Below are 18,504 nucleotides of genomic sequence, written 5' to 3'. Positions count from 1 at the left end.
AAGCAATCATTACTGGTTTGTTGCTCCAATAAATTTTCATCGTGCTTGTATGGCAATTCGAGGAGAGGAAAAAACAAATGCAGCGCGTACTTCTCCCTCTAGAATCGAGCGGTAGGGATCAAAGACATGAATCGTTTGTAATTGATGTATGCCTTGAGTCAATGCTTCTTCAGTTGAAAGCAGGCTAGTAAACTCCTCATCAGGGTGTAAATGAAACTTGAGCGCTGACCGTTTTTTGATCTTTATTTGACGATAGTTGTGAAAGAACATCAGTGCGTAGTCTGATGCTGAACGACCATTTAGATTTGAGACCCAGCTGCGAAGTTGATATGGACTGCCTGATGATAATGTATCTGTGTAAAGCTGCTGGTTGAGTTGAGAGGGGTGTTCGTCTATTGAGACTTTTGCGAAGTTAGCATTTAAGTTCAGGCGAATATCTTTGGGTACTGGTGAACCTTTTAATGTGGCTGGCAAATTGTTGTTGATGGTGTCACACCCTCGTTTGTGAATGACGGTACGTCGACCTGCAACGCGTCCACTTCTTGAGGCCCGATAGTGATTGTCCATTGAGCTATTATAGGGATCAATAAAAGCTGCGATAATTAGATCATGATATCCGCAATGATTAATGTTGAGGCTTATTGGGATTTCATAGTCACCACCGGGCTGTATAGTGACTTCGTGAAGCAGCCCCTCACGATTGTCCAGAGTAAAGGAAGTCTGTTGATAGTTAAGCAAGGCGGTTATCAATACTGTCGTTGGCTGCTTGCTGTGCAAAATAAGTAGTGGGTTAAAGAGTTTGTTCTGCTCAACTACTATTTCGGTCGTTTGAGAGCGGTATTCTGGAACTATGTTGCGTTCTGATGGTTTTAAAAAGCCTATGCCCACACCTCTGGGCTTTTTCCATTCGGGCCCGATGCGGACATTTGGAGAGAATTGAGAGTGTTTCACGACATCTTTTATGGGCGCCAGAGTATCATCGGTTGTGCGCATTTGAGCATGAGTTTTGAATGACAATGTTGCTAATAGAAAGGCTGCAAAAAGCTTACCCGGTGATGTGGCTGTAGAAATACTCTGATAAAACTTTAATAAACTCACGGTTTATCTTCCTTTAGATATATTGGCTCTATCTGCGAAGATAGAGCCGTTAGCAGATAACTTTCTTACAAATGAAGTTACAACATTAACTGTGTTAACAAAGGCTATGCGTTATCACTGGAATTGAATGTTTGATCAACATAACCGCTACTGTGGAAGTAATGGCGAGACTCGGCGCGGATGGTTCTGGGTATTAGTTGAAAAAAGCGAGTACCACAATGCGCATAGTTGCCTGAAGTATGATTGTTACAAGTTTCTCTCCAACCACCATCGGTTGTAATTTTTAGATACCCATCAATCCATATTTTTCCTTCCCATAAATCGGAGCTGCTAACATGTGAGCCGGAGTGATCCCAACCAAATTCTTTCCAGTCCCATGACCAAACCCAGGATAGCCAGGCATCAGTTGAGCCTCTACGCTTTATGCTTTGCATCTGAGTTGCTCCTTTAGACGGTACATTGGCAGAAACGATAGCTCCCGGCTTAAACTCCTTATAACCATTAATACCAGCGATATCATCTTTTTGTTGAAAGCCAATATCCTCTCGGATTTGGGTGTTCTCATTTTTGCTAATGGTAGATGACTTTTCAAACTCTTTTGCTGTTGTGCCAAGAGATACGGCAAGCGCGCAGGCGGTAAAGATAAGTGTTGTTTTCATTGTTTTCTCCATTGGTTTACGTGTAACGACTCTGGAGATAGATTAAGCGGTCTAATGTGGGCTCACATCAGACCTAAGGCTGATTTTTATATTTATTTTATTGAATATGTATCAATACAGATCGATCAAACTACTTCATTTTTTATGGCATAGATAGCCAGTTGTGTTCTGTCATTTAACTCGAGCTTTGACAATATGTGGCTCACATGAGTTTTGACGGTTTTTAAACTGATGGTGAGGTTGTCTGAGATAGCCTGGTTTGTCAGACCTTTGCCAATTAACCCTAAAACTTGAGATTCTCGTCGTGTAAGTGCTTGCTGAGTAAAGCGTTCTGACTGCAAATTGGTTAGCTGATGGGATATGGATGGGTGAATGTATTCTCCGCCAGCTTGTACTTTTCTAATGATGGTGAGCAGCTCATCCGCATCAATATCTTTTGACAGCAACCCCTTTGCTCCCAGAGCAAGAGTAGAGTAAAGGATATCTGATCCTGAAATACTGGTTAATACCACTATCTTTGTGGTTGACTGATGTTGCTTAAGCTTTTTCATCACATCGATGCCGCTGCCTTTCGGCATGGAAAGATCTAATACGGTGACATCGGGCTTATATTCCATAATAAGCCTGCGTCCTTCTTCTCCATTATCAGAGTCTGCAACAACTTCTATATCGTCTTCTAAGTTGATGAGTGTTATTAAGCCTCGGCGTACAATATTATGATCGTCAATGATCACGACTTTTATAGGGGCGTTCATATTATTGATGCTCCTGATTCCTTGGTGGGCCAAACGAAATGAACTTCTGTGCCATCATCGGGTGAGGAATGAATGGTGACTTTTCCTCCGATAGCATCGGCTCTGTCCTGCATAATCGAAAAGCCTAGTGATGATGCAGCGATATTTTTCGAATCAAAGCCTTTGCCGTTGTCGATGATGACTAGCTTAATCTTATTATTCGAGTGCGCAAGTTGTAGGCTCATGCTGTTTGCTTGTGAGTGTTTATAAATATTGTTCATGGCTTCTTGAGCTACGCGATAGAATGTTAAGTGTACGGACTCAGGAAGCGAATAAACTTCCTGTATATCAAGTGCCACTGTAATGCCACTTTTTTGAGTTAGTGCCTTGGCGAGCTCATGCATCAGATGATGAATATCGGTATCCAATAAGGTTTTGGGTTTTAATTCCAGTAGTAGCGTACGCATCTCTGATAGGGTACTTTGCGTCAGCTGTTGCAGCTCGTGTAAATATTCTTGAGCTTTTTCTGGTGACTTTGTCCATGCTTTTCCTAAGCTCTTCGCCATCAAGTGAGCCGAAAATAGAGATTGTGTAACATCATCATGCAAGTCGTGAGCAATTCGTTCGCGCTCCTTTGTTGCTGCTATCTGCTTCTCTCGAGAAAAAACCTCCCATAAATTAACGGCTGTAGATAATTGATTGGCTAATGACTTGGTTGTATAGATTTTTTCATCATCCGCGAGTTCAGACAGAGTTAGGGTAAGAATAACGCCATAAAGCTTGTTATTTTCTTCAATCGGAAAGAATGACAGCCACATATTGGGGGGAGTAAGATAGATAGACTTTATCTTAGCTGAACTTATGGCCTTATGATGATCCTTACTAAACTCTCTGCTCCAATGATTCAAATGTTGTTGGGACAGAATCGGTTTTCCTGTAATTGCTTTGATGTGAATACAATCTTCGTCAAATACCATAATAGCGACTTGCTTGCACTTTATTGAACGATTGATTTTAAGAGCAACGGTTTCAAATAATGAGTCCTGGTTCATCTGTTTTACGATCTCTCTACCAGTATTTTGCAACCACTTGAGCTGATTGATCTGTTGCTTCGAATCTCTCTCTACTGCTTTGGCTTTCTGCTGTGATTCAGATAGACCGATAACCATCTGGTTCATGGATTCATTGAGCGCGGTTATTTCATTGCTACCTGATACAGGCAGTTCAATGTTTAAGTTCCCCTTGGATATTTGTTGTGTTGAGTCCACCAGTTTTTTTATCGGTCGAATTAAGCTTTGACTTATTTGAATCGCAATAATGGTGGAAGCTATGATGGCAACAATCGCCCAAAAAGTGGCATTGTAGATAACCTTAATTTCTTCTTGTTTTGCTTCTCTTTTATGCCATTCAATATGGTTATCTATTTCTTTTACTAAAACTTGAAAGTGGTCATTTATTTGTGAACGTAAGGGAGTGACTTTTTCTCCCCATAGAAAAATAGCGGTTTTAGGAAAGCCATGATCAATCAAGTTTAAGTGCTTTTGAGCCTCTTGCTCAAAAATATCATGTTTATTGGTTATCTGATTGAGTTGTTCCGTCGTTATATTAAAAGTATTGGCTTGTACCAATTGACTTTCTAAATCTTTGTAACAATCGTGTGCTTCTTCGTATTTATCCAGATAGCTTTTTTCGCCCGAAAGAAGATAAGAAACAATTCGTTCGTTTTCTTCAGAGAAAGCCAAATATAGTTGATATATAAGAACCTGAGCGCGGTGATGCTCCTCTCCTATTGTTGTAAAGTGTTGGTGGACGCTTCGAATATAGTTAAGGGTTAGGTAGGTGATTACCAAAGCCATACCGATAGCTATGATAAAGCCCAGTTGTATCCGGTTTTGAATCGAAGAGGATGTTGTCAATAACTCTTTGAATTTATCGAGTAATAACATTGATCTCTTCTTTTGCCTCATTAATCGCGTTTTCCAGACTCAGTTCGCCAAGGATAACTTGGTTTATTTTCTGATTAATTACGCGTCGTATCTTTGATTTTTCTGGATAAGCGAGCTCCGGTTTTCCATGTCGAGTTTCTTCTATAAAGACTCTGGCATGTCGGGGGCTTCTTAGTGTTTGGAATACTGGAGATTCGCTGACGGATATTCTGGAGGGGACGATGGCTCCTGACTCTGTAAATATGGCTTGTCCTTGAATACTCACCAGCCACTTAATAAACCGCCATGCAGCGTCTTTTTGTTTTGATTTATGGCTAATAACATATCCAGCGCCACCTATCTTGTTAACACGCAGCTTTTTTGATGGTAAACATACTACGTCCCAGTCCAGGTGTTTTTGGCGAGAAAGAAACGGAACTAAAGCGTGGTTGCCAAACACCATAGATACTTTCTCTTCCATAAACAGTTTTGCGGCATCATAAGAACTGAGATTGAGGTTACGCACCGGGCTGTATTGTTCAATCAATTGGGTAAACCAGGTAAGGGATTCTATGCCTTCATTGGAGTCGAGCAGAGCGATATCGGGATAGGTTTGAGTATGATATTTATACCCACCATTTTGCCAAAAAAGAAGGTCTATCCAATCTTTTAAATAGGCAACGCCAAATTGTTGTTTTTCGTTTGTTAGCTTTTCTGCAACAGTTCGAAATTGATCCCAGGTCCATTGGCAATCAGGATAAGGAAGCTGTGCTTTATCAAAGTGAGTCTTATTGTAGAAAATAACTTTAGTATCGTTATCACGAGGGAATCCATAAATTTGACCATTGGATTTAAATTGATCCAATAAAGCCGGGTAAAAATCATTAACATCAATAGGGGCCTTGGCGATATAAGGCTCAAGTGACTGTATATCTCCTCGTTGAACATATTTCTCAATATGAGAAAGAAATAGCACATCGGGTGGTGTTGATGAAGCAAACCAGTTATCCACTGAGCTAAAGTAACTTGACCAGTGTTCGTATTTAGCGTGCACGGTGATGTCTGGATTTTCTGATTCAAAAAGCTTAATCACTCGATGATTAACTTCTATCTCCCAAGGATCGCCCCAAAAAGACCAGACGATCTCTGTCGGTTTTGATGACGAAGTTTTATTGGATAGTTGAGATTCTTGAGACGAGTGCAACGCCATGCTAACAATGCTCGTTAACATGAGTAGGAAAGCATTACCTATCTTAGACCACCGGAAAAAGTGTGGGTTTATTGAGGTCATTAGCCCAATCCTTGCGCTGTTTTTATCCCTAAAGTTTTACCTTGTTTCTATTATGCCGGTATTTATTGTATTTCAAAACATCCTCATGTCGTTTGGAAACATCGATTGGACTCAGCCGTATCTCTGAGTCCATTATTTTGAGATGGTTTGTTAACTACAAACCAACAGTCTTTAGTAACCTCCTAGCATGCGTAGGCGAATCATTTCTCGAGCCTCATCGGCGGCATTAAGAAACTCGTCAATTTTGTTTTCCAGTTTGGTTGGATTTTTGCTGCTATATCGCATTTTTAAAACCAAATGTTCACCGCACTCTGATACACATAACTGATAAGGTTTTCTGGGCGCAAATTCGATATTCCAGTGATGAACCAGACAAAGCAGACGATCAATCGCATCGTGCATTAACTGAGCTATGAAAATCTCGCCTTCGAATTCATCATTCTGTCGATTTAAATACGCTAGCATGTTTCCGTTGCTGACTTCGATTGAATGCGTTTTGTCTTGAATGTCCGATAAATTTTCGGCCAGTAATGATGCTGTAATAGTTTGGCTGATTGTCTGTTTCATCGCTTTATCTCCTTAACTCTGTTCATTTAGTAACAGGTGAGTCAGGGAAGTTGTATGGCTTATATTGTTTATCGGCCGTCGTTTTCGCGAAATGAGTTTTATGATGGGATTTTAATTACGAGGGAATGCCGTGCTAATTCAATTAGCACGGCAGATAAGTTGTACTTTATAGATTTTCTTTTAAGTAGAGCTGTAGCTTTTGCTGGGCTTTCGTTTTGGAAGTGCCTTTTTCTTTAACAGCATTGCGTAATAGTTGCCTTAGTTGCTGACGGTCCAATTCTGGATGCTCGTTAAGAGCGGCTTCCATGGCGGTATTACCGTCATTGAGCAGTTGGTTGTAAAGCGCTTCAAGTTTGCCAGCTTTAGAGTCTTCTTTGGGAACAACGGGTTGTCCTCGCTTAAAGCGGGCTACCGCAGTTTCTAGTTTTTCTCTATCCAGTTCTCGAAGCTGCTTGCTAACGTATTTGAGCTGTCTCTTCTTACCTTCGTTGCCGCGCGCGCGGCCCAGGTTTTCAAAGGCATCAATAGCGTTTTCGCCCAGTTCCAACTTTTTTAGATTGGTCATTCCCATGGCATGAAGTTCAAGCGCCAGGTGCGTGAGTTCTTTCAGCTCGTTTTTGATCTGAGTTTTGCTTATATATTCTTCTTCGTCTGCTTCATAGGGCAGATCTGAGTCATGTTCGTTCATAGGTACTGATTACCACTGAGTGGAGAAGGTTGCATAGACTTTATTCGGCGAGTCATAGCGACTCCGCGTATCAAGCAGGTAATTATCATCGAATCGATGCTCCAGGGTCAATCGAGTGTTTATATCTAGGTCAAAAATGTTGAAAGTGTAGGCTATGGAGGTATCTAACCGTCTAAACTCAGCACCAAGCCACTCTTCGTAGTAGTAATAGCCAGTGCTTAGGTGCACGCCGTTGTTAAAGCGATAAAAGCCATTTAAAGACACATTAATAGGGCTGCCGCTACGTTCATAAACATCACTCGTTGCATGATCAATATCAACGTGCGAAACCGACAACCACAAATTCGCTTCTGGTGTTGGCATCCAGCGTATTTGTGTATCGATACCTGACAGGTCTGCGGCCCCCGTGTTTTCTAAGCGAAAATCATCAAGTTGGGTTAGACCTTCGAGCAGGTTGTAGAGCCGATCTTTATAGAGTTTGACATCGACTTCCCAAAGTTGATCGTTAGAGCGCATATACCAGCCAATTTCTTTTGAGAGTATTTGCTCGTATTGCAGATTACCGGAACTGTTAGAGTGGATATAAAACGAGTTGGTTGAGCCTTGAGGATTAACCGGTTGTGAAAGATCCGTTAACTGATAGCTCCAATCGGCATCCTGTTCAAACAGATCGGGGCTGCGATTGGCTCGGCTGACAATAAATCGAAAGCTTTGCTGGGGCGATAAAAGATAGTTCACCGCAACCCGAGGAGAAGTTTCTGCACCTATTTGATCATCGTCTTCAAACATGGCGCCTAAATTAATGGCCCAGTGATCCGATGGCTTCCACTCAAAGTTAGCAAATGCGCGCAGGATGCTTTTGCTGACACGACCGTTTAAGTAAGTTTTCGAATTAACATCGTCTTCTCGATAACTCATACCACCGACAAGGCGCTTGGTTTTATCGATAGTCCAGGTGTCCTGAATTTCTATATCGAAGCGTTCTTCGGTTAGATTTTGATTGGCGTCACCACAGACGGTATCGGCTCCTCCATTGGCGGCACGAAGGAGTACTTGTTGAATGGCCGGGATAATAGCGGGATCCGTTGGTGTAGGAGCTGGCTGACCAGAGAGCAGCGCGGCGACCAGGCTGTTGGTATAAGCTGGGGCTACATCATAAAGTTGGAACAGTTCATCCGAGAGAAACAAAGCCGGAGCGCAAACCCCAAACACCTGCGACAGTTTTTGCCGAGAGTGATAAGCCTGAACTTTCAGCTCATGTTGTTCTGTTAAAGGGTGGTTCCAGGTAAATTGAAAAAACTGATTCTTGGTATTTAGAGAATGAAAGGGATCTTCTTGCAGGGAATTGATGTCATCAATGTTTTTATCGGTATCGCTCATCCCGCCTTGCAGGCGAATATAATTCGATTCTTGCGTTTGCCACAGTGCATCCACGTTAACAAAATGGCCTTCGTGTTGATCATTGCGGAGTTCGTTCTCGCTATTGATGTCAAAGCCATCATCACTATGAAAAGCCCCGGTTACAGCCAATGAAAATTCATTGTGTTGACCACCCCAGCGAAACTGAGTGTCATGGATACCGCTGTCTGGGCCGTGAGTGGTGCTGACACTCCAACCCAACAAGTCGTCAGGCTGACGAGTAATAATATTAATAACGGCGAGATAGCTGTTGGCTCCATAGACAACGGTGTTTGGACCTCGAATGACTTCTATTCGCGCAATATTGTCTGCGATCAGGGGTAAATCGTTCCAAAGAATTCTGGCTAATGCGGGTTGGTACACCGAGCGCCCATCAACTAGCACTTGCAGGTAATGAGAGTTCTCGCCAGCCAAAGTATGATAGCCCACTTCTGGAACCGAACCTCGCTCATAGCCAACGAACATACCAGGTACTAACCGGAACAGTTCATGGATACCGCGAATGCCAAAGTTTTTAATGGTTTCTGCATCAATGGTTGTAATAGAAGCGGGTGCCTCGGCGCGTGGCTGTCGCAGGCGCGTGGCGCTAAGAACAACGGGCAGATCATCGACAAACAACTCATCCAGTGAGTCATCTGATAAATCATCTGCCAGTGCTGATCCACTTAATAGCAATAAGGTAAGAGCCTTCAAAATATTATTGTTGTGATTGCCTTGAGAGCACGTCATGTATATTGCCTGCTTTTCTTGCTGGTGCTACAGAGTTTGGGTTACGCGTGTTATTATTTATAACCTATTCAATAAAAAACTGCTGTAGAACATTAGCTATTGAGTTTCGGCTTTGTTAAGTCAGTTCGAGTACTGTACCCAAAGCCTTTCAAAGAACATGAGGATGGCCAGCTAGCGAATTCCCAGAGCTTAGACGAACTAAGTGATTGGAGTGAATGCGCGCAGCCAATATCTGTCAATTTGAGAGGCAGCGGATGTATAAGCCTTTGTTGCTTAAGAAGTAACTGTATCAGCTCGATCACTATTTGCAAATGGTCTGCTTCAAATGATGTCTTTCCCAGAGGTGCTGTGTGGTTAATCAAACCGTAAAAACGTTGGATGCGATGGATGTGGTCGACAAAAACCATCAAATGCGAAATATTTGTGAGCGCATTTTGGAGCTGTCCAAAAAGCATGGAGCAACCAGCGCGGAAGTTGGTGTTAGCCAAGATGCTGGCTTAAGTATTCAAGTTCGAGATGCTGACGTAGAAACCGTTGAGTTTAATCAAGACTCCAGCTTCGGCATTACGGTTTTCTTCGATCAAAGTAAAGGCTCGGCGACCACAACGGACACCAGCGATGAAGCCATCGAAGCCGCCGTCGCAGCAGCGTGTAATATTGCTCGTTACACCTCTCCGGATCCTTATGCTGGCTTAGCTGACGCCGCTTTAATGGCAAAAGACATTCATGATTTACAATTGGATCATCCTACAACAAAGACCGTAGATGACTTGATTCATTTAGCCAAAGACTGTGAGGCTGCTGGTCTGGCTTATGATTCTTCGATTCGTCAATCTGATGGTGCCAGTGTTTCTAGCCACCGATTTATTCGTGTGTATGCCAATTCACACGGTTTTGTCGGTGATTCGGTGAGTACTCGTCATAGCTTAAGCTGCATGATGATCGCTGAGGATGCTAAAGGTATGCAGCGTGATTTCTGGTATACCATTAGCCGCGATTTTGACAAGCTTCAGTCGGCTGCCGCTGTAGGGCGTAAAGCAGCTGAAAAAGTAGTGGGAAGATTAGGTGGACGTGCGGTTGATACCTGCAAAGTTCCGGTTCTTTTTGCGCCAGATACGGCCCGTGGTTTATTGGGACATTTTTTTGGAGCGATTCGTGGTGCCGCTTTGTATCGTCGTTCATCCTTTTTGGTGGATACATTGGGCCAACCGATTTTTCCAAAGGGCATTGTGATTGATGAGAGGCCGCACGAAATTGGTGGCTTATCGAGCGCCAGTTTTGATAATGAAGGTGTCGCTACTTTTGCTCGAAACATTGTCGAAGATGGAATTTTGCAGGGCTATATCTTAGGCAGTTATTCGGCGCGTAAGCTCGGTATGACAACAACGGCAAACGCCGGAGGATTGCACAACACTTATATTAATGACACCGGACACTCGTTTGAAGACCTGTTAAAAATGATGGGAACAGGATTGTTAGTCACTGAGGTCATGGGGCAGGGTGTGAATCTGGTATCGGGTGATTACTCTCGTGGTGCTTCGGGATTCTGGGTCGAAAACGGCGAAATACAACACCCAGTTCAAGAGATTACCATCGCAGGCAATTTACGCGACATGTTTGCTAATGTTGCCGCTGTTGGCAATGATAAAGATCACCGCTCGTCCATTGTGACTGGCTCAATTTTGGTTGAAGGTATGACGCTCGCGGGTAGCTAGGATCTGTTGTTCTTTCTAATTAGAAAAACATTAGGGTCGCAAGACCCAGTAAAGAAAAGAATCCGACAACATCGGTCATGGTGGTGAGCACTACACCACCTGACAAGACGGGATCCATATTGAGCCTGCGAAGAATTAGCGGTAATGATGCGCCTGTTACCGCTCCTACTACCATTGTAATGATCATGGCACCAGAGATCGCAATGGCCAGTTTTGCGGCAAACACTTCTTCATAAAACCAAACCATGGTTAAGCTGCCCACGGCAAAGGCCCATAAGGTGCCATTAAGCAGACTGACGCCCAGTTCTTTCATCAGTAGCCAGCGAGTATTACTTTGACCTATATGGCCGAGAGAAAGGCCCCTGATAACCAGAGTGAGTGTTTGTGTTCCTGCTACGCCTCCCATGCTGGGAACTATGGGTTGCAAGATGGCCAGAGCGGTGACGATTTTAATGGTGTCTTCAAATAGACCAATAACCTGCGCTGCAATCAAAACGGTGATCAGATTGACACCTAACCATACCGCTCGACGTTTGGCTGATGACCAGACTGGGGCAAAGGTATCGTCAGCCTCATCCAGACCAGCCATACTCATGAGCGAATGTTCGGCTTCTTCCCGGATAACGTCAACAACATCATCAATCGTAATTCGACCTAATAAATGGTTTTCTTGATCTACGACAGGAGCGGAGATCAGATCGCGACGCTCAAACAATTGGGCGACTTCGGTTTCTGACATGTCCACTGCAATGCTTTGAATATCAGGGTCGACTACCTGTTCAACCATCATGTCAGGTTTGCTGGTAATAAGCGTCGCCAGGCTGACGGCTCCTAGCAGTTGATCACTTGAATTAACAACATAGATACTGTCCGTTGATTTAGGCAGCTCTTTGCGGCGGCGAAGGTAGCGTAGAACGACTTCAATGGTGATGGTCGGGCGCACCGTAATGGTGTCGGTGTTCATCAAGCCGCCAGCACTGTCTTCGGGATACTCCAGCGCGGCCTCGACACGTTGTCGATCCTGATCCTTCATGGACACTATCACTTTGCGATAGACGCTTTCTGGGAGTTCGCCGAGGATGTCGGCCAAATCATCGGTTTCTAGATCTTTAACCGCATGGGCGAGTTGTTCTGGACCCATTTTATCGACGAAAAAGTTACGAATTTCGTCGTTGAGGTATTGCAGGATTTCCCCTTCGTTTTCATTATCGACCAACTTCCAGAGCAGGTTTCTGATCCGTGGTGTTGAAGATTCCAGAAGGTGGGCTGCGTCAGCGGCAGGCATATTGTTGAGCATGTGACGAACATGAACAAACATTCCGCTTTCAAGAGCGTCATTCAATTGTTGAATGCGATCTTGTGTCGGTTCTTGTTCGTAAGTTTCGAGCATGTACGACCCCAATAGCTAACGCAATGAACGCGGTGAATAGGTGTCTCTCTATTTTTGTTTGTGATTAACCTTCAGAGTTTGTTCTGAGCGGCATTCACATGATTCCTGCAAGAGAGCACTAGGTAATCCAGCATCACACTGTTCTGTATGCTGAATGACTAAGAGAAGCAATGTGTTCTGGTTTTTCTTGTGGCTATTATAACTTTAGCTTGGACTTTGAAAAAAGGATAAATTATTAAGAGCTTATATTTAATAAGAAAGACGGGTGATAAGGAGCGTATTGGATTAGCTGACTTCGTTAAAACGGTTTTCGATGAGTGAAGCCAGTGCATTGATCGCTGCTTGTGCGTCAGTGCCATCCGCCCGAATTTCGACCTGTTTACCTTGGTAAGCTGCCAAAGTTAACAAATGAATTAAGTTATCTGCCTGTGCCTCATTGCCATCAAGATGCAAGGTGATTTGTGCGTCATACTGCTCGACTAAGTTAACTACTTCTGCCGCAGCTCGAGCATGCAATCCTTTTTGGTTCACAATGGTGCACAGTTTTTTAATCAATCCGCAGCACTCCGAATAAACGTCTGAATGTTTGAGCGTGCGTGTTTGGCTACTGCTTCACTGGCGTCGATCAAAGAAAGATGTTCACACTGATAGAGCGCTGCAATCATAGGATCATTTAATCCCGAAACACAGGCAATTTGACTGGTCGCTAGCAGTTGGTCGACAAGTTCCTGATGATCAGTAACACAATCCATCAATATCAATACACCATCGCCTTTATCTATTCGTTTAATACGTCCCTGAATATGCGGGAACACAATATGACTTTGGGCTTCTGGGTTAAACGTTAGCGTGTGGCAATCCAGTGGCAGGGTGCCAAGACGTTTGGTTACCGTATCCAGTAATTGTTGACCCGAGTTAGAACGGGTTAGCAGTAACACACTAATCATCTTTTAAATCCCGATGTCTGATCTGTATCGTCTGACGCTCGTTGCTAAAGGTTTTTGCTAAGCGCTCTGCCATATAAACGCTGCGATGATGACCACCCGTACAGCCTATAGCAATGGTTAAGTAGCTGCGATTATTCTGTTCAAATCGTGGGATCCAGGTATGGAGAAATACTTTCAGTTGCCAAAAAAATTCATTAACCATCGGTTGGGATTCAAGATATTCAATTATCGGACCTTGCGTTCCGTTGTAAGAACGTAGATCGGGATCCCAGTAGGGGTTAGGAAGGCAACGCACATCAAACACATAATCGGCTTCGGTCGGTATGCCGTTTTTGAAACCGAACGATTCAAACATAATATCCATAGAGGATTCACGTTTGGATAAGGCTCGCTCGCGAATAAAGTCACGTAGAGCGTAGGGCGTCATTGAGGTTGTATCAACCAGCAAGTCGGCACACAGAGCAATCGGCTCTAGCAGCTCTCGTTCTTTAGCAATGGCTTCTTTTAGCGATAAGCCATTTTGAGTTAATGGATGACGACGGCGGGTTTCGCTAAAGCGTTGTAAGAGAGAACGATCATCAGCATCAATAAAATAGACCTGAAAAGGCTCATCGTTTTCGTTCAGTTGTTCCAAAATATTGGAGAACTGATCCAGCTCGTTAGAAAAACTGCGTGCATCAATACCTAATGCGATATCTTGTGGTTGATCTTCAAAGGTTTCTACAAGTGATGGAACTAAAGATAAAGGAATATTATCGACACAATAGAATCCTTGATCTTCTAACGCTCTAAGGGCAACCGTTTTTCCAGAGCCTGAACGTCCGCTCAAGATAATCCGTTTCATAGGCTTCCTGTATGATGAAGTTATTCAGCTGCTGATTTTTTACTCGCAGTAGAGACTATATCAAATAAGGCCTGATTGCTATAGGCATTGCGGATTTGATTGGTAATTCCTGGTTGGCGTAACAATTTTGCAATACTGGAAAGACAACTGATGTGGTCATCGTGCGCTTTCTCAGGCACAAGAAGTGCAAAAACAATATCGACGGGTTGACCATCAGAAGAATCATAGCTGATGGGGTCTTCTAACAGGAGGAGGGCACCAATGATGTTGTCGCAACAACTCGCACGTCCATGAGGCAATGCGATACCTTGACCCAAACCTGTGCAGCCTATACGTTCTCGTGCAAAGAGGCTTTCTAATACATCTTGTTCTGATATTTCTGAACAGGCGCCAGCGATGGCTTGACTGAGTATTTCAAATACTCGTTTTTTACTGCTTGCGGAGACACCCGCTAGGGTGCGCTCCGGCGATAGACAAGATAAAACATCCATAATTAATGACGAATTAATTTTTCCTTGTGCTTGATAACCTGACGGTCCAGTTTATCAACCAGTGTATCAATGGCGGCATACATATCTTCATGTTCAGAGTTGGCAAAGATTTCTCCGCCATTGACATTGAGTTTTGCTTCGGCGATTTGCCGGAGTTTTTCAACACTCAAAATAACATGAACATTATTGATATGATCAAAGTGTCGTTCTAATTTTTGGAACTTTTCATTTACGAAATCGTGTAAAGATTCACTAACATCAACATGGCGGCCAGTTAGGTTGATTTGCATAGTCGATTTCCTTCTGTTGTTGACAACTTTGTAAGACGTTTTAACGAACGCCTAACCTAAATTGATTATCAATCTCTTTGTGTTTGACCTAAATCAGCGATTTACGTTCATTTGAGGGCGGAATATTCATCGCCTCTCGATACTTCGCAATGGTTCTGCGAGCGACATTAATGCCTTGTTCTTTTAACAGGTTCGCTATTTTGTTATCGCTCAAAGGTTTTGCCTGATTTTCTGCGGCAATTAATTTTTTTATCAGTGCACGGATCGCGGTAGATGAGCATTCGCCACCGGAGGCTGTGCTTACATGACTCGAGAAGAAATACTTTAATTCAAAAATACCTCTTGGCGTGTGCATGTATTTTTGTGTTGTTACACGAGAAACCGTTGATTCATGCATTTCGACTTCTTCAGAAATATCATGCAACACCAAGGGTTTCATGGCTTCTTCTCCATATTCAAAGAAGCCCATCTGTTTGTCAACAATGCAGGTAGCGACTTTTAACAAAGTGTCGTTACGGCTCATCAAACTTTTGATAAACCACTTGGCTTCCTGCAAGTTATTTTTTAGGTAAGTGTTATCGGCGCTGGAATCCGCTCGTTTAATCAACGAAGCATAATTGCTATTGATTCTGAGCTTGGGCGCACAATCTGGATTTAGTTCGACCACCCAGCGGTCTTTCTTTTTGCTAACAAAGACATCGGGCACAACATATTCTGGCTGGCCTGATTCAACCGAACTGCCAGGGCGCGGATTTAAACTTTGAATAAGGCTGATGACGTCTTTTAATTCGCTCTCCGACAACTTCATCAAACGCATAATTTGTTTGTAGTTGCGGCTTGCCAATGCGTCGAAATGGTTATCGAGTAATGTTAGTGCTTGTTTTAGATGCGGTGTTTCTTCATCAAACTGAACCAGTTGTAAATACAAGCACTCCCTTAGATCGCGCGCGCACACGCCAATGGGATCAAAATTTTGTAATCGATGTAGAACAGCTTCGACTTCATCTTCTTCAATCAGCTCGTCATCTTCATCAAATGACTCGTTCAATTGATTCATTATGTCTTCGCAGGTAGCGCGCATATAGCCTTCTTCATCCACTGAATCGATGATAACCGTCGCAATCACTTTGTCACGCTCGGTCATAGGGGTTAAATCCAGTTGCCAGACCAAGTGATCTTGAAGTGACTCGGTGGTTGCTCCCTGAAACTCAAACTCTCTGTCTTCGTCAGGACGGCTTAAGCTGGTTGGCGCGCTAAGCTGCCAGTCTTCCCATTGGGTATCTACTGGGAGTTCGTTCTCGATGGTGTCGCGGTTGAGGGCATCAGTAGTATCCAGAGTCGGCTCTTCTTGACGCTCCGCTGAATCTTCTTTGGTTGAAGTCTCTTTGCTGTTGGTAGAATCTGATGTCTCTTGAGCTGACGCTGCTTCTGCCTCTTCTGAAGCATCCAGCATAGGGTTAGAGTCCAGCGCCTCCTGAATTTCAGATTGCAAATCCAGACTAGAAAGTTGCAGCAGACGTATCGCCTGTTGCAGCTGAGGGGTCATGGTCAGATGTTGACCAATTTTTAGTTGTAAAGATGGCTTCATTGAGTGTCGTCAGCGGTTTGCTTTTCTTCATTGATACCGCGCTCTTAAAGTAATAATAGCAACTACTGTTCTGTTGTATCTAACTTTCTTTTTCTCTAATAGAGCACATATATATATGTCATTGGGATTATTGTAACTTTTTCAAGTGATTGCGCAATATTTCTCGAGCTTTTTATAGGCTGAAATCTTCACCTGTATAAGTCGCTTTTACGGCTTTATTGGTCGCAATCTCGCTGGGAGTACCTTGGGCAATGACTTCCCCAGCATTCACAACATAGGTCTGTTCACAAACCGATAGCATGGCTCTTACATCATGATCGGTAATTAATACACCCAGGCCACGTTGTTTTAGCTGTTGAATAATTCTCTGGATGTCTTGTACAGAAATCGGATCAACACCTGCAAAGGGCTCATCTAGAAGAATGAATTTTGGATTATTCGCCAGTGCTCGGGCAATCTCAACTCTGCGTTTTTCTCCGCCTGAGAGGCTCATACCCATATTATTACGAATATGCTCAATCTGAAACTCACCCAACAGGTGGTTCAGTTGATCTTCTCTGGCTTTATCGTCAAGATCCTGCCGCAGCTCAAGTACAGCCATAATATTATCTTCGACACTGAGCTTACGGAATACGGATACCTCTTGTGGTAGGTAGCCAATACCCATATTGGCTCGCTCGTGCATGGCCATGGAAGATATATCTTGGCCATCGATGAAGACATTGCCGGAGTCTTGAGGGACCAGCCCAACAATCATATAAAATGAAGTCGTTTTACCCGCTCCATTGGGGCCTAGTAGTCCAACAATTTGTCCTTGTTGAACATCGATCGAGAAGTCTTTTACGACTTGCCGGCCGCTATAAGATTTTGCCAAGTGTTTGGCTGAAAGATGACTCATGTAGATTTTCTTTTTATGACTTCAACACGTTTATTTTTAATGGCAGGAACTTCCCATACCTCTGTCTTAACGTTATATAGGAATTTCTCGGCTTTCACCAGTTCTTGTTGGCGTTCAAATTTTACATCTTTGTTGAGTTCAACCTGTCCGCTGGCCGAATCAAATGCCATTGAGCCTGCATAGGCTTCGACTGTCTCTGAACCTGGTTTTCGCAGTGTTAGCTGAATAGGGGCTCCGGAAGCCACAAAGCGAAATTCTGAATTAGCCGTTTTAATGATTTCCATATCATCTGCTTTGACCAAAATGGATTGTCCATTTTTGGACTTAATGTCTAATAGCACCTGATCTTTAGCAAGAATTTTATCGTACTTAGGATAGTAGCGAACAGTCAGTGCTTGAGTCGTCTGAATGCCTTTGCTGTTTGTCTGTGTAACAGTAACAGGAATACCACTAGCAATGAGTTCACGTTGTTCTTTGGTGAGCTCTCTTAATTCGTTAGCTGTCAGCTTCAGGTTCGGCTCGTTATACTTTACGTTGCCTATGTATTGAGTAATGCCTTTTTTACGATCCGAGCGAGAGCTGTCGGATGACAAACTACCTTGCTCTGCAGCGGTTAACGGACCCGTCAATAGCAGTGCTATCGACAAAGCAATCAAGTTATTGAGTTTTTGACGGGCGCGTTTCATAGCTGGCTTCCACTTGTTGTTTTAATTGATAGACTTCTTGTGCCATATCGGCACTGAATCCAATACCACTCAGATTTCGACTGCCATCTTTAATTTGCACCGATTGCTCTGTACTCAATATCTGCTTGGCAGCGTCATAGTGTAAGTTGCTGGTGATAACATGGAGTTGATCTGACTCGTTTTCTTCCATTGTCTGCACATGAACACTATTGGTTAAATCGATGGCCTGGTAGTTATCATTTGCGATGGCCTGATAAGACGATATTTTCCATTGATGGTCTTTGTATTCGGTAAAAACCTGAGGATTATCTAAGGTGGCCATTTTATTATTTTCGAAAAAGTCAGCACGGTCGGCTTTTATTTTGTGTATGCGTTTTCCTTGAGCGTCGTATTGATAGATGCTCAATTGTTCCATGTAGAGTTCGCTGTTGGATTGTAACTCTGAGAGCTTTTTCGTTTTTTTAGGCTCTTCAACCAACAGGTAGCCGCCTGCGATGCTCACGGCAATCAATATAGCGACATAAAGCAGACGTTTCATGGCAGTG

General features: G+C 43.3%; 19 protein-coding genes. 1 reads left to right on the top strand and 18 read right to left on the bottom strand.

All coding sequences use genetic code 11. The features are described 5' to 3' along the window. Positions 1-36 precede the first annotated feature (36 nt). The 8 genes from NH399_RS07025 to NH399_RS06990 form a co-directional block, all read right to left on the bottom strand. Entirely contained in the window at positions 37-1,098 is a 1,062-nt protein-coding gene (locus NH399_RS07025; RefSeq protein ID WP_253037993.1) for a hypothetical protein, read from the bottom strand. 104 nt (positions 1,099-1,202) lie between these two features. Next, on the bottom strand, positions 1,203-1,757 hold the full coding sequence (locus NH399_RS07020) for a hypothetical protein (protein WP_253037992.1): 555 nt from the start codon (positions 1,755-1,757) through the stop codon (positions 1,203-1,205). 125 nt (positions 1,758-1,882) lie between these two features. Continuing rightward, positions 1,883-2,512, bottom strand: a complete 630-nt coding sequence (locus tag NH399_RS07015) for a response regulator transcription factor (protein WP_253037991.1) — start codon at positions 2,510-2,512, stop codon at positions 1,883-1,885. Beyond that, complete coding sequence (locus NH399_RS07010) at positions 2,509-4,437, bottom strand: histidine kinase (RefSeq protein WP_253037990.1); 1,929 nt, start codon at positions 4,435-4,437, stop codon at positions 2,509-2,511. The genes NH399_RS07015 and NH399_RS07010 overlap by 4 nt, the downstream gene beginning before the upstream one ends. Next, positions 4,421-5,707, bottom strand: a complete 1,287-nt coding sequence (locus NH399_RS07005) for an extracellular solute-binding protein (RefSeq protein ID WP_253037989.1) — start codon at positions 5,705-5,707, stop codon at positions 4,421-4,423. The genes NH399_RS07010 and NH399_RS07005 overlap by 17 nt, the downstream gene beginning before the upstream one ends. A gap of 171 nt (positions 5,708-5,878) precedes the next feature. Continuing rightward, positions 5,879-6,274 (bottom strand): hypothetical protein, encoded by a 396-nt coding sequence (locus NH399_RS07000; protein WP_253037988.1) that lies wholly within the window; start codon positions 6,272-6,274, stop codon positions 5,879-5,881. 166 nt (positions 6,275-6,440) lie between these two features. Further along, a complete protein-coding gene (yjgA, locus tag NH399_RS06995) occupies positions 6,441-6,962 on the bottom strand; it encodes a ribosome biogenesis factor YjgA (protein ID WP_253037987.1) in 522 nt (173 codons plus the stop codon). 9 nt (positions 6,963-6,971) lie between these two features. Beyond that, positions 6,972-9,110: a TonB-dependent siderophore receptor gene (locus NH399_RS06990; protein ID WP_253037986.1), complete on the bottom strand. Its 2,139-nt coding sequence runs from the start codon at positions 9,108-9,110 to the stop codon at positions 6,972-6,974. Between the two features lie 350 nt (positions 9,111-9,460). On the opposite strand from NH399_RS06990, the gene pmbA reads away from it, so the two are divergent. Beyond that, a complete protein-coding gene (gene pmbA, locus NH399_RS06985; protein ID WP_253037985.1) occupies positions 9,461-10,825 on the top strand; it encodes a metalloprotease PmbA in 1,365 nt (454 codons plus the stop codon). A gap of 19 nt (positions 10,826-10,844) precedes the next feature. Here the strand turns inward: pmbA and mgtE are convergent, their stop codons facing one another. The 10 genes from mgtE to lptC all read right to left on the bottom strand — a co-directional run bounded on the left by mgtE (position 10,845) and on the right by lptC (position 18,497). After that, the gene (mgtE, locus tag NH399_RS06980) at positions 10,845-12,215 is read right to left on the bottom strand and encodes a magnesium transporter (protein ID WP_253037984.1); all 1,371 of its coding nucleotides are present in this window, start codon (positions 12,213-12,215) and stop codon (positions 10,845-10,847) included. A 285-nt stretch (positions 12,216-12,500) separates the two neighbouring features. Beyond that, a complete protein-coding gene (locus NH399_RS06975; RefSeq protein WP_253037983.1) occupies positions 12,501-12,770 on the bottom strand; it encodes an HPr family phosphocarrier protein in 270 nt (89 codons plus the stop codon). Then, entirely contained in the window at positions 12,767-13,162 is a 396-nt protein-coding gene (locus tag NH399_RS06970; RefSeq protein ID WP_253037982.1) for a hypothetical protein, read from the bottom strand. Before NH399_RS06970 ends, NH399_RS06975 begins: the two co-directional genes overlap by 4 nt. After that, on the bottom strand, positions 13,155-14,006 hold the full coding sequence (rapZ, locus tag NH399_RS06965) for an RNase adapter RapZ (RefSeq protein ID WP_253037981.1): 852 nt from the start codon (positions 14,004-14,006) through the stop codon (positions 13,155-13,157). The genes NH399_RS06970 and rapZ overlap by 8 nt, the downstream gene beginning before the upstream one ends. Positions 14,007-14,026: 20 nt before the next feature. Then, on the bottom strand, positions 14,027-14,497 hold the full coding sequence (locus NH399_RS06960) for a PTS sugar transporter subunit IIA (RefSeq protein WP_253037980.1): 471 nt from the start codon (positions 14,495-14,497) through the stop codon (positions 14,027-14,029). Between the two features lie 2 nt (positions 14,498-14,499). After that, positions 14,500-14,787 (bottom strand): ribosome hibernation promoting factor, encoded by a 288-nt coding sequence (gene hpf / locus NH399_RS06955; protein ID WP_253037979.1) that lies wholly within the window; start codon positions 14,785-14,787, stop codon positions 14,500-14,502. An 88-nt stretch (positions 14,788-14,875) separates the two neighbouring features. Next, entirely contained in the window at positions 14,876-16,375 is a 1,500-nt protein-coding gene (locus tag NH399_RS06950) for an RNA polymerase factor sigma-54 (protein ID WP_253037978.1), read from the bottom strand. A gap of 172 nt (positions 16,376-16,547) precedes the next feature. Next, the gene (lptB, locus tag NH399_RS06945) at positions 16,548-17,273 is read right to left on the bottom strand and encodes an LPS export ABC transporter ATP-binding protein (RefSeq protein WP_253037977.1); all 726 of its coding nucleotides are present in this window, start codon (positions 17,271-17,273) and stop codon (positions 16,548-16,550) included. After that, the gene (locus tag NH399_RS06940; RefSeq protein WP_253037976.1) at positions 17,270-17,959 is read right to left on the bottom strand and encodes an LptA/OstA family protein; all 690 of its coding nucleotides are present in this window, start codon (positions 17,957-17,959) and stop codon (positions 17,270-17,272) included. Before NH399_RS06940 ends, lptB begins: the two co-directional genes overlap by 4 nt. Continuing rightward, positions 17,931-18,497 carry an LPS export ABC transporter periplasmic protein LptC gene (lptC, locus tag NH399_RS06935; protein WP_253037975.1) on the bottom strand — a complete coding sequence of 189 codons (567 nt, stop codon included), beginning with the start codon at positions 18,495-18,497 and terminating at the stop codon, positions 17,931-17,933. The genes NH399_RS06940 and lptC overlap by 29 nt, the downstream gene beginning before the upstream one ends. Positions 18,498-18,504 lie beyond the last annotated feature (7 nt).

This window comes from Pleionea sp. CnH1-48, from assembly GCF_024124665.1.
In the GTDB taxonomy this organism is placed as follows: domain Bacteria; phylum Pseudomonadota; class Gammaproteobacteria; order Enterobacterales; family Kangiellaceae; genus JAMXSB01.
Note: the sequence above shows the minus strand (reverse complement) of the source record. Positions and strands in the feature narration are given on the sequence as shown.